The organism is Allosalinactinospora lopnorensis (genome assembly GCF_000981225.1).
Taxonomy (GTDB): Bacteria; Actinomycetota; Actinomycetes; order Streptosporangiales; family Streptosporangiaceae; genus Allosalinactinospora; species Allosalinactinospora lopnorensis.
The window spans coordinates 38236-49613 of the sequence record NZ_LAJC01000041.1 but is presented as its reverse complement, the minus strand read 5'-3'; the positions used below and the strand labels follow the sequence as shown (position 1 = coordinate 49613).

General features: G+C 69.4%; 11 protein-coding genes. 5 read left to right on the top strand and 6 right to left on the bottom strand.

Features of this window, described 5'->3' with window-relative positions:
• Window positions 1-296 precede the first annotated feature (296 nt).
• Both VS93_RS15905 and VS93_RS28235 read left to right on the top strand, forming a co-directional pair.
• Window positions 297-1106 carry a helix-turn-helix domain-containing protein gene (locus VS93_RS15905; protein ID WP_052745794.1) on the top strand — a complete coding sequence of 270 codons (810 nt, stop codon included), beginning with the start codon at window positions 297-299 and terminating at the stop codon, window positions 1104-1106.
• Complete coding sequence (locus VS93_RS28235; protein ID WP_082126925.1) at window positions 1099-1284, top strand: DUF397 domain-containing protein; 186 nt, start codon at window positions 1099-1101, stop codon at window positions 1282-1284. Before VS93_RS15905 ends, VS93_RS28235 begins: the two co-directional genes overlap by 8 nt.
• Window positions 1285-1521: 237 nt before the next feature.
• On the opposite strand, the gene VS93_RS15900 is transcribed toward VS93_RS28235, so the two are convergent.
• Both VS93_RS15900 and VS93_RS15895 read right to left on the bottom strand, forming a co-directional pair.
• Entirely contained in the window at window positions 1522-2247 is a 726-nt protein-coding gene (locus VS93_RS15900) for a methyltransferase domain-containing protein (protein ID WP_236700575.1), read from the bottom strand.
• Between the two features lie 413 nt (window positions 2248-2660).
• Window positions 2661-3518: an amidohydrolase family protein gene (locus tag VS93_RS15895; RefSeq protein WP_046470702.1), complete on the bottom strand. Its 858-nt coding sequence runs from the start codon at window positions 3516-3518 to the stop codon at window positions 2661-2663.
• A 480-nt stretch (window positions 3519-3998) separates the two neighbouring features.
• Here VS93_RS15895 and VS93_RS15890 point away from each other — a divergent pair, with 480 nt between their 5' ends.
• Window positions 3999-5222, top strand: coding sequence for a CaiB/BaiF CoA transferase family protein (locus VS93_RS15890; protein ID WP_046470701.1), 1224 nt, complete (start codon window positions 3999-4001; stop codon window positions 5220-5222).
• A complete protein-coding gene (locus VS93_RS15885) occupies window positions 5219-6034 on the top strand; it encodes an enoyl-CoA hydratase (protein WP_046470700.1) in 816 nt (271 codons plus the stop codon). Before VS93_RS15890 ends, VS93_RS15885 begins: the two co-directional genes overlap by 4 nt.
• Window positions 6035-6084: 50 nt before the next feature.
• Here the strand turns inward: VS93_RS15885 and VS93_RS15880 are convergent, their stop codons facing one another.
• Entirely contained in the window at window positions 6085-6774 is a 690-nt protein-coding gene (locus tag VS93_RS15880) for a CBS domain-containing protein (RefSeq protein ID WP_046470699.1), read from the bottom strand.
• Between the two features lie 181 nt (window positions 6775-6955).
• Between VS93_RS15880 and VS93_RS15875 the strand changes: the two genes are divergently transcribed.
• A complete protein-coding gene (locus tag VS93_RS15875) occupies window positions 6956-7633 on the top strand; it encodes a response regulator transcription factor (protein ID WP_046470698.1) in 678 nt (225 codons plus the stop codon).
• A gap of 9 nt (window positions 7634-7642) precedes the next feature.
• Here the strand turns inward: VS93_RS15875 and VS93_RS15870 are convergent, their stop codons facing one another.
• The 3 genes from VS93_RS15870 to VS93_RS15860 form a co-directional block, all read right to left on the bottom strand.
• Complete coding sequence (locus VS93_RS15870; RefSeq protein ID WP_046470697.1) at window positions 7643-9370, bottom strand: sensor histidine kinase; 1728 nt, start codon at window positions 9368-9370, stop codon at window positions 7643-7645.
• A 179-nt stretch (window positions 9371-9549) separates the two neighbouring features.
• Entirely contained in the window at window positions 9550-10419 is an 870-nt protein-coding gene (locus VS93_RS15865) for an HAD family hydrolase (RefSeq protein ID WP_156184867.1), read from the bottom strand.
• A 219-nt stretch (window positions 10420-10638) separates the two neighbouring features.
• A complete protein-coding gene (locus tag VS93_RS15860) occupies window positions 10639-11292 on the bottom strand; it encodes a helix-turn-helix domain-containing protein (protein WP_236700574.1) in 654 nt (217 codons plus the stop codon).
• Between the last annotated feature and the right edge of the window lie 86 nt (window positions 11293-11378).

Here is an 11378-nt window from a genome sequence, read left to right as displayed (position 1 = left end):
ATCGGCGAGAAGTGCGGAGGAGCGGCTGAAAGCGGCCTCGCGGGTGGCCTGAGCGCGTTCCAGGCAGAGCAGGTAGGGCCGGATACGGCGGCTGCGCCGTGCTGGCAGGATGGACAACGTCATCACTCCTCCGGTGAGTGGTGGCCACGCCCTAGGGCCGCTCCCACGGTCGCTAGGGCTTTTCATGTCTCGTCCACCCTGCCGTCCTGAAGGTTAGAAAACTACGGCTATGTAGTTAGGGAGTGATCTTGTTGATTAATCCGTGCGTGTGACTTATTCCGTGCTGAGATGAATTCATGGACGCACAGCAGATAGAGATCAACAGGCGGTTCGGACGCGAGGTCAATCGGCAGCGGCGTCTCAAGAGGTATACGCAGCTCCGGCTAGCCAATGAGGTAGGCGTCAGCCAGACACACATGGGCAACATCGAACGTGGTAAGCGCACGCCGGACTTGCGGCTTGTAGCGGACGTTGACCGTGCCCTAGAAGCGGACGGGCGGCTGGAACGGCTCTGGGCGACGCTCGCAGGCGACGGCGAACCGGTGTGGCTGGATGATCTGGCGAACCTGGAACGGCACGCCGTGTCGATCATGGAGTCTCACGAGGCGCTGTTTCCTGCGCTGCTCCAGACCGAGGATTACGCCCGTTCCGTGGTCCAGACCGTCTCACCCTGTGCATCCCAGGATGAGGTCAAGGCGGCCGTCAAGGCGAGGATGGATCGGGCACAGCGGTTCATTTCGGCTACGTCCCCCACATACCGTGCCGTTCTGGATAAGTCGATCCTCAACGGCGCGTGGGGTGGCCATGGTGTTATGGCGGGACAACTGTCGCACGTCGTTGAACTGCTAGAACGCGGACGCGTCTCGATTCAGATAGTGGGGACCGGGTGTCATGCCGGTCTGGCAGGTCCGTTTACGCTGATAGCGTCCCCTACGTCACCAGATGTGGTGTATGTGGAGTCTGCGGACTCCGGGCGGATGATCGATGATCCTGTTCGCGTGCAGCAGTTCCGGGTTCTGTTCAGCGACATCCAATCTGAGGCTCTGTCCCGGAAGGAGTCGCTACAACTCCTCCGGGATGAGCTGGAAAGGTTGAACCATGGATGACCAGGCGTGGCACAAGTCGTCATACAGCGGTGGTGTCCGCCAGAACTGTGTTGAAGTTGCCGAATCGCCAGCGGAAGTCAAGGTCCGTGACACCCAGAACCGTGAGCGCGGGCACCTCTCCTTCCCTCCCACCGAATGGTCCGCCTTCCTGGCGGACATCCAAAGCGGCGGCCTGTAGACCCCGTTAGGGGCCCTGGCCCGTGCACGGGCCAGTCGCCGTCGACTCCTTCACGGCATTCCGCACAGTTGGCCGGTTCTGCCTTGAGTAGGCTGCGAGCCCCGAAGTGGTCGACGTGTTCAGCGTTGAGCTTGCTGGGGTGCCAATGGGCCGTGAGAGAGACAGGGTAACGACCGTGCCTGGCTACGGCCGGACACATCGCCTTCCATTCCGCTGAGCGGCGCGCGTTGAAACCGCTCAGCCTCCAAACAGCACCCGGCCCGGTTCGTCCATCCACAGCAGGTGCTCGTCCTCGGCGGTCACGGTCAGGCCGAACCGGGAGCAGGCGGGCTCGCCCAAGCCCTGCCACCACTCACGCACGTCTTGGGCCTCCTGTGGGCCCACCCGCTGGCCACGCATCGGCATGAACGGCGCCGGCTCTACGAATCGCCCCTCAGCGTGACCATCTGCGCCGACCGCGACCACACCGAGTGGGCCGTCGGGGTGGAACACCGGCGCCCACGGGGCGAGGATGATGCCACCCGGCCGGGTCTGGGCCACCCACGCATGCGGCAGGGCGCGCACCGCCGCGGTGGCGATGACCCGATCATAGGGGGCCCCGTCCGGGCATCCCTCGACGCCGTCGCCGGTGACCACCCGCACCGGGCACCCGGCCGCCTCAAGGGAGGCCCGGGCGTTCTCCGCGAGACCGGCATCGACTTCCACACTGGTGACGTTTCCCGCCCCGACCAGGTGCGCCAGCAGGGCGGCGTTGTACCCGGTGCCGGTGCCGATCTCCAGCACCCGCATACCCGGCCCCAACCCCAGCAGGTCGAGCATGCGGGCCATGATGCGCGGGTCGCTGCTGGAGGAGGCGGACACATATCCCCGCCCGCTCGCGGAGTCGAGGAGGTCGCGGGGTACACGCGGGTCCGGCTCCACGGCGGTGACGATCGGCCCGTCCCGCAGACGCGGGACCGCCACCGATCGGGATCCTCAGCGCGCCGTAGCGGGATCAGCCACCCGGTGTCCTCACTGGGGACGTAGATCGTCTCGGGGATGAAGGGCTCCCGCGGGACCGCCGCGAGCGCTTTCTCTCCAGGGGCCACCGCTGACCTGTTCCGCTGCATCCCCAGCACCGCACCCACCGCTGGTTGCCGTCGTCGGACTCGTTCCAACCGCCCTTGCCCTTGCACACGCCGCATTCGGCTGGTTCGCCGCGTTTGCCCATCACGGTCTCTCCCGGGACTCGGGGCACTACAGGGCGAACGTAAAGCCACCCACACCGCGTGTCGCGGCCATGGCCGCATCCGGACCGCCGGGGTTGATCGGGCACGACGCGGGCAGGGCAGCCGTTTTTCCGGAGGAAGGCCCGATCTTCCCGAGAAGCGTCGGTGTCAGGGCGCGGTGTTCTCGGGCAGGCCGTACCAGTGCGAGGCCGTGCCGCCCAGCACCGCCTCCAGGTCCTCGCCGTCCACTCCGGCGGCCTGCAACGCGGCGACCTGGTCGCCCCAGGCGCCGGTGTAGGAGGCGCGCAGCAGCACGACCGGCCAGTTGCTGGCGAGCATGAGGCGGCGGGGGCCGAAGCCGCGCACCGCCCAGTCGACGTAGCGGTGCAGCTGGTCGCCGTTCCACGCGGGCCAGTTGGTGAGCACGTCCCGGCCGACTGAGACCTTCAGGGCGACGTTGGGTGATTGCGCCAGTTCCGTGACATTGTCCGCCCAGGGGCGCCATTCGCCCGTGTCCAGCGGGGGCCGGGCCAGGTGGTCCACAACGATGCGCAGTTCGGGCACCGCCCGCGCGATGCGGGCGACCGAGGCCGCCTGTTCCGCCGTAACGGGCACGATGTCCCAGCACAGTCCGTGCTCGGCGAGCCGGCGGAACACCTCCAGCGCGTCGGTCCGCTCCAGGTGGTCCAGGGGTTCCCGCCCGACCTGGCAGCGCACCCCCCGGAGCCGGGGGACGCGGATCCGCGCCAGCTCCTCCAGAGCCGGGCCGGGCCGAGCCAGCGGCAGCCAGCCGACGACGCCCGAGACGAACGGCGCCGCCGCGTAGTCGGCGAGGCGGTCGTTCTCCTCGGCGGAGTCGATGGACTGCACGAGCACCGTGCCGTCCACACCGCCGGCGCGCAGTTGCCCGCCCAGGTCCTCGGGGCCGTAGTCGGCGTCGAGGACTCCGCGCGCGCCGGCGCTTCCCGGCGGGTGTTTCCGGGAGGCCCGCCAGAAGTGCTGGTGGGAATCGATGACCGGTGCCATGCCTCGCCCTTTCCGCTCGCTGCGGTCCAACCGCGCTGTGCAGTGCGTGCACTGGCCGGACGTGCCGACGCGCTCCCCGCGAGGGACTCGGGGCGCGGCGGTCCTCTGGTATGAGCCGAGTCTCTGGCCGGTGTGCTGTGCCTCTATAGCAACCTCTGGCTACTGTCTACAATAGTCCGGGCCGGAAAACGTTCCGTGGTATCGGGAAACGGCGGACGCGGCGCCGCTCGGCCCGGACGCGATCGTGCACCTGGAGGCGCCGTGCCCGAGCGCTCCTTCATGATGTACGCCCCGGAGACGGAGGACGCGCAGTGACCGCACGCTCCTCGTCCGTGGCGAAGAGCCGGACATTCCCGCTTCGACGGCCGGGGCCGCCGTTCCAGCGGTGCCCGCCGCCACCAGCGGTCCTCCAGGAGCCGCCCGGGTCGCGCACGCGCCCGGGACCGCCACCGCCCACAGCGAAGGAGAACGCCAAGCGTCATGGTAGCGCACCGCCCCGCCCCGTTGACCGGGATCACCGTGCTGGAAGTGGGGGTCTTCATGGCCGCCCCATTCGCCACGATGCAACTCGCCGACCTCGGCGCCCGGGTGATCAAGGTGGAGAACCCCGAGGACGGCGACCCGACCCGGCAGACGGGGCCGTTCGTCGACGGCGAGAGTTCGCCGTTCCTCCGGATGAACCGCAACAAGCGGTCCGTGGCCCTCGACCTCAAGGCCGAGGGAGGAAGAGAGGCGTTCCTGCGTCTGGCCGAGCACAGCGACGTGCTCGTGGAGAACCTGCGGCCGGGGGCGATGCGCCGACTCGGCCTGGACCTCGCCCCGGTACACGAGCGCAACCCCCGGCTGGTCTACGCCTCGGTTTCGGGGTGGGGGCAGGACGGCCCGCTCGCGGGGCTGCCCGGACTCGACATCATGGCCCAGGCCAGGGCCGGTCTGATGAGCGTCACCGGCACCTCCGACAGCGGGCCCGCCAAGATGGGGGTGCCGGTCTGCGACCTTGTCAGCGGTCTCTACACCGCGCTGGCCGTGACATCCGCGCTGCACGAACGCGGTCCGGACGGCGACGGGCAGTACATCGACGTCTCGCTGATGGAATCGGCGGTGTCGCTCGCGGTCTGGGAGGCCGGCCGGTACTTCGCCACCGGCGAGGTCGGCGGCCGGCTTGGCTCCGCCCACCAGTCCGCGGCCCCCTACCAGGCCCTGCGCACCGCGGACGGGCACATCACCGTGGGTGCCATCACCGCGAACACCTGGCGCGGCCTCTGCGCCGTGCTGAACCTGGACCTCGCCGACGACCCGCGCTACACCACCGCCTACGGGCGCAACGAGCACCGCGACGGCCTGATCCCGGTGATCGGGGCCGCCACCGCGCAGTGGCCGACAAAGGCGCTGGTGGACGCGCTCAACGACGCCGGCGTGCCCTGCGCGCCCATCTCCGACTACGGCGGCGTCTTCACCGACGCCCACCTCGCCGCGAGGGACTACTTCTGGGACGCGCCGCACCCCGAGGTCGGACCGGTGCGCCAACTGGGCTCGCCCATGCGGTTCGGGTCCACCCCAGTGTCGCGGGAGGAGGCCGGACCGTCCCTGGGCGCGCACACCCGCTCCGTGCTCTCCGAGATCGGACTGTCCGGTACCGAGATCGAGGAACTGCTGGTATCGAGAGAGGCGCGGGGCACCGCGGCCGAAGGGAGCCGGTCATGACGGACGAGACAGCGACCCCCACTGATTCCGCTGCCGGCTCCGCCGATGAACTGCTGGTGTCGGTGGAAGGACCGGTGCTGACGGTGACGTTCAACCGGCCCGCCCAGCACAACGCCATGACGTGGAACATGTACGACGGGCTGGTCGAGGCGTGTGAACAGGCCGACCGCGACGACCGGATCCGCGCGGTGGTGCTCACCGGCGCGGGGGAGAAGGCGTTCGTGGCCGGAACCGACATCGGGCAGTTCGCGGACTTCGAGGACGGTGCGGACGGTGTGGTCTACGAGGAGCGCATCGAGGCGGTCATCGGTCGGCTCACCCGGGTGGAGAAGCCGACCGTTGCGGCGGTCCGCGGCTACTGCGTCGGCGCCGGGATCGCCATCGCGGCAGCCTGCGACCTGCGGATCGCAACCCCCTCGGCCCGGTTCGGGGTGCCCATAGCCCGCACGCTCGGCAACTGCCTGGCGATGCGCGTCCAAGCGCTGCTGGTGCACCACCTGGGGCCGGCGCGTGTCGCGGACATGCTGTTGACGGCGCGCCTGCTCACCGCCGAGGAGACCGACAGTGCGGGATTCCTCACCCGGTTCGTCGCCGAGGAGGAGCTGGAAACCGCCACGCGGAATCTGACGGAGCGGCTCGCGGCCCACGCCCCCCTCACCATGTGGGCCGCGAAGACCGCCACGCGCCGGCTCCTTGAGGCCGACCTGCCGGGCGGCCGCGACCTCGTGGAGCGTGTCTACGGCAGTGAGGACTTCCGGACGGCCGTCGCCGACTTCGCCGCCGGCCGCAGGCCGGTCTGGTGGGGCCGTTGACAGCAGGGGAGGCAGGCGGGCCCGGGATCGCCGGGACGCCCTCCCGGGCCTCAGACCAGCGAGTGATCGGCGGACCAGGCCGGGCGGGAAAGGGAGGAGAGGTTGTCGACCTCGTAGTCCAGCCGGTTCTCGACGCGGACCACGCCCTCGATGTGCCGGATCGACCTGAGTATGTCGAAGATGGTCGAACGCCGGCGCACCCGGCCGGTGAGCACCACGATGCCGTCGCTGACCGAGGCCTCCACCGGAGCCGATCTGAACTCCGTGGTCAGCCCGCGCTTGGTCTCCGTGAAGATCTCGGTGTCCGTGCGCGAGTCGACGCGCAGCAGATCGCCCCGGCTGACCAGGCCGAGGAGTTTCCCTCCCTCGTCGACCACCGGTAGGCGCTTGATCTGGTGCCGCCGCATCACCTGGGCCGCCTCCGGGGCGGTGGCCTGCGGTCCGATGGTGGTCGCGGGAGAGGTCATGAGCCCGGCCGCGGTGATCGCGGTGGCCTTCCTCCGGTCGTTCCGGGCCCGTTGCACCCCGTCCGGTCTGGTGCCGTTGGCACCGGTCGGCGCACCCAGCTTGAGAAGCAGATCGGAGTTGGAGATCACACCCACAACGTGACCGGAGGTGTCGGTCACCGGAACGGAGCTCACTCCGTACTCCCGCATGAGCGCCGCGATCTCGTGGAACTTCGCGCCCTCCGCGACAGTGACAACCGACGTGGTCATGAGGTCGCCAACGTACCTGTTCATCACGTGTCCTGGGGTTGGGTCGCTTTCCCGTCCTGAACAGGATCCGCCATGGGCCGCTCGCGGAATGGGGGACGAAAGTCCTGGTCAGGTTCGATTTGGTCCCTTATGGCGATGCCATCCTGCTTTTCGGTGGAACGCTGCCTATTGTTAGGGCTAGGAGCGGTAGAAAAAAGGTGATGAAATGGCGGCTGAATCCGCTTCCCTCATCCGGGTCTTCCTGCTTGATGATCACGCGGTGGTGCGCCGCGGTCTGATAGCGCTGCTGGAGGACGAGGGCGACATCGAGATCGTCGGCGAGGCCGAGTCCGCGGCGCAGGCGCTCACCCGGATCCCGGCCGCCTCTCCCGACGTCGCGGTGCTGGACGTGCGCCTTCCCGACGGCGACGGGGTGAAGGTGTGCCGGGAGATCCGGTCCGAGTACCCCGACGTGGCCTGCCTGATGCTGACCTCCTACGCCGACGACGACGCCCTGTACGACGCCGTCATGGCCGGTGCGTCGGGCTACGTCCTGAAACAGATCCACGGTTCGGACCTCGTCGGAGCCGTGCGGACCGTCGCCGCCGGAGGCTCCCTCCTCGACTCCGGCAGCACCGGCCGCATGCTGAAGCGCATGCGCGAGCAGGCCGAGCGCAAGGACCCGCTCCGGCAGCTCTCCGACCAGGAGCGCCGGGTCTTCGAGCTGATCGGCGAGGGACTGACCAACCGCCAGATCGGTGAGCGCATGTTCCTGGCCGAGAAGACGATCAAGAACTACGTGTCCAGCCTGCTCGCGAAGCTGTCGATGCGGCGCCGTACCCAGGCGGCGGCCTACGCGGCGCAGCTCAAGCACGAGTCCGAACGCGGCCCCGACACCGAGTAGCGCCGCGCGCTATTCGTCGTCGCTATTCTCGGAGAGCGGGACGTGCCAGCGCAAAGAGGTGCCGCCCTCTTTCGGGGAATCCACGCTGAACGACCCGTTGTGCGATTGCGCGCGGTGTGCGAGGTTGCGCAGGCCGCTGCGTCGGCTGCCGGTGGGGATGCCGCAGCCGTTGTCGGTGACCTCGATGTTGAGAGTGTCGTCGGCGCGCACCAGGACATCGACCCGGGAGGCGTCGGCGTGCCGGGCGATGTTGGACAGCGCCTCCTGCAGGACGGCCAGGACGTTCTCGGCGAGCTCGTCGGGTACCCGGCTGTCGATGGGGCCGTCGAGCCGCAGGTTCGGCGCGAACCCCAGAGACGCCGACGCTCCCTGCACGATGTCCAGGATCTGGCTGCGCAGCCACGGCTGGTCGCCGTCGGCGGTGCTCTGCAGGGCGAAGATGGTGGAGCGGATCTGCCGGATGGTCTCGTCCAGGTCGTCGACGGCGCGCTGGACGCGTTCGGCGGACTGCGGGTCGGTGATTCGGCGGGCCGTGCCCATCAGGGACATGGCCGTGGCGAACAGCCGTTGGATGATGACGTCGTGGAGATCGCGGGCGATCCGGTCGCGGTCCTCCAGCACCACCAGCCGCTCGGTGTCGCGGCGGGCGTCGGCCAGCTCCATGGCCACCGCGGCGTGCCCGGCGAAGGCGTGCAGCATCTGAACGGTCGACGGCGTGAACCGGGACCGCCCGCTCTGCCGCCCCAGCAGCAGAAGCCCGCGCACCTGCTGCGGCACGCCCAGCGGGATGAACGCGGCCGGCCCGATCCCCGTTTTGGACAGCAGCGGCGTCGGGATGGACGAGTTGTCCACCGATTCGACGACCATCGGAACACCGCCTCGGTACGCGCGCCCGGACAGGGTGCCGTCCACGGGGACCCGCCGGCCGCGGACCATATCGGCGTGGCTGCCGTCCACGACCTCGGTGACGAGTTCGCTCTCGCCGGAGGGGACGGCGATGGCCGCGATGTCGGCCTCGGCCATCACCCGCGCACGGTGGGCCAGCAGTTCGAGCACGGTGCCGGTGTCCTCGCCCGACAGCAGGCGCGTGGTGACCTCGTCAGAGGCGTCCAGCCAGGTCTCCCGGCGGCGCGTCTCCTCGAACAGCCGGGCGTTCTCGATCGCGACGCCCGCCGCGGTGGCGAGGGCCATCACGACGGCCTCGTCGTCCTCGTCGAAGTCGAACCCGTTGGTTTTCTGGGTGAGGTAGAGGTTGCCGAAGACCTCCCCGTGCACCCGGATCGGTACCCCGAGGAAGCTGTGCATCGGCGGATGGCCCTCAGGGAAGCCGTGCGACTCGGGGTGCGAGCTCAGTTCGCTCAGCCTGAGCGTGTGCGGCTCCTTGATGAGCAGGCCGAGCAGGCCCTCGCCGCGCGGCCAGTGCGCGATGTGCGCTATCTCCTCTTCGGAGATGCCGACAGGAACGAACTGGGTGAGCTCCCCCGCCTCCCCGACCACGCCCAGTGCGCCGTAGCGCGCGTCGACGAGATCAGCGGACAGCTCCACGATGCGGTGCAGCATGGTCTCCAGGTCCAGACCGCTGCCGATCGAGACGACGGCCTCCAGCAGTGTGTGGGTCCGATCGCGCGCCGCCACGACCTGGTTGAGGCGGGACTGCAGCTCTCCGAGGAGGTCGTCGAGCCGCATATGGGGAAGAAGGAGCTCCGCCTCCATTCCGGGATCCGGTCTGCGGCCCATGGGTAGCCACCCCTCCCAGGCTTCGGTGCCGTCGTCTCATCGTTACCCGGTGGAGCGGCCCACGTCCAGAGCACCATGGGTGGCGCACGTCTCCGCAGTTCAGGAAGAGGTGCTGTGTTATCGGGGCGGCGGGTCCGCCCGGATGGCCGGTGTCGCTGTGCTGCCGCGACCGGTCCTGCTCAGGGGTCGGCCGCGGTCTTCGCGCGGGGACTCTCGGCCCGTGACCGCTGCAGTGAGCGCGATCCCGGAATCGGGGAATGCCGGTCCCCGGGCGGCGGCGCGTGGACGGCCGGGCTCGGGATCTCCCGGTCCAGTTCGGCCAGACCGTCCAGCTCGGCCAGGTCGGTGACGACGATGTCGGCGCCGTGCTGGTAGAGGCCGTCGGTCCGGCCGGTGCGCTCCACCCCGATGACGAAGGCGAAACCGCCGCGGCGTGCGGCCTCGACCCCCGCGGATGTGCTCTCGATCACAGTGCAGTGGTCCGGGTCGGTCCCCATGCGCCGTGCGGCCTCCCGGAAGAGGCCCGGCGCGGGAAGCCCCAGGTGAGCGGTGTCCAGTGCGTGGTCGACGGCCGTGTCGAAGAGGTCGTCGACGCCGGCCGCACGCAACTCGGCTGTGCAGTCCCGGTTCGGGGATACGGCCGCCACGGCGGTGCCGTGCCGCCGCAACTGGTGGACCAGCCTCATGGTGAAGGGGAACTGCGCCACTCCGTAGCGCCGGAGCTGTTCGAGGAAGTAGCGCTCCTTGCGGTCGGCCAGGCCGGTGACCGACGCGGCGTGGGGAGCGTCTCCGGGCGGCTCCTCCGGCAGTGTGATTCCCCGGGAACCGAGGAAGGAGCGGATCCCGTCGCCGTGGGAGCGGCCGTTCACGTAGCACAGGTAGTCGAGGGTCAGGTCGAAGGGGTGGAACAGCTCCAGGTGCCGGCGGCTTCGTTCGCGCAGGAAGGCGTCGAACGTGCGTTTCCACGCGGCGGCGTGCAGAGAGGCGCTTTTCGTGACCACGCCGTCGGTGGCGAAGACGACACCGGAGAGTTCTGCCAAGGCGACCATGACCAGTCATCTTTCTGTATCGATGCTTCTATTTCACCCGCTCCCGCTTTCCGGGGTGAGGGCCGGATGTCCCCCGCGCTCGGGCCGTTGGCCTCTGCCCGGTGGTGAGGGAGCGGCGGGGGCGGGTGGCGAGTGCGGCGCTCCCGGGCCCGGAGATCGGGCCCGGTCGCCGACGTTCCCCCGGTTACCGTGTCGCTCCGTTGCGCAGGCGGCGCCCGGTCACCCCGCTCGGCGTGATCCGGACGTAGCGTCGCGCGCATCGCCGGTCCATGAGTGGACGTGTGCCACGGCGGCGAGGGCTTCCACCTCTCGCGGGTCGCGCACCTGCCGGGCCTGCCCTTTCACCAGCACACTCCAGCCCTGGCGCATGACACCGTCCACCCGGTCCACCTGGGAGCTCACGTAGCAGACGGCGTGGCCGGTGACGGTGCCGCGCGGTGCGGTGCGGAACACGATGTCGTCGTCGATGACGAGGAAGTCCAGTGTCAGCACGGTGGGGCTGGTGGCGTTCTCGGCGGAGAAGGCGATGCGGCCCACGCCTCCCGGCTTGATGAGGGCCATGCTCTGTTCGGTGTCCAGGATCTCCAGGGGCGGTTGGCGAACGACGGTGCGCGCACCTTCCGGCGGGAGTCCGGTGTCCGCGCCGAGCAGCGTCATGGGCGAGGTCTCCAGGGCTCGGGCCAGCCGCTCCAGGGCTGCGCGGCTGAGATTGGGCGGGTGCTGCTCCAGGTAGGAGATGTAGCTGGGCGCCATGCCGGCCCGGCGGGCGACCTCCTTGATCGAGAGGGAGAGCTCGCCGCGGCGGTGCGCCGCCCGACGCCCCAGGTCCCACCTGGAAGCGTCGATCGGAGCGTGCTCGTGTATGGCGCTCATCGCTCACCTTGCTGTGCTGTCGGGTCAGGGATAGGGAGGCGGCTCCGCTTCCCCCCTTCCAGCAAGTCTCAATACGAGGTCAAGCC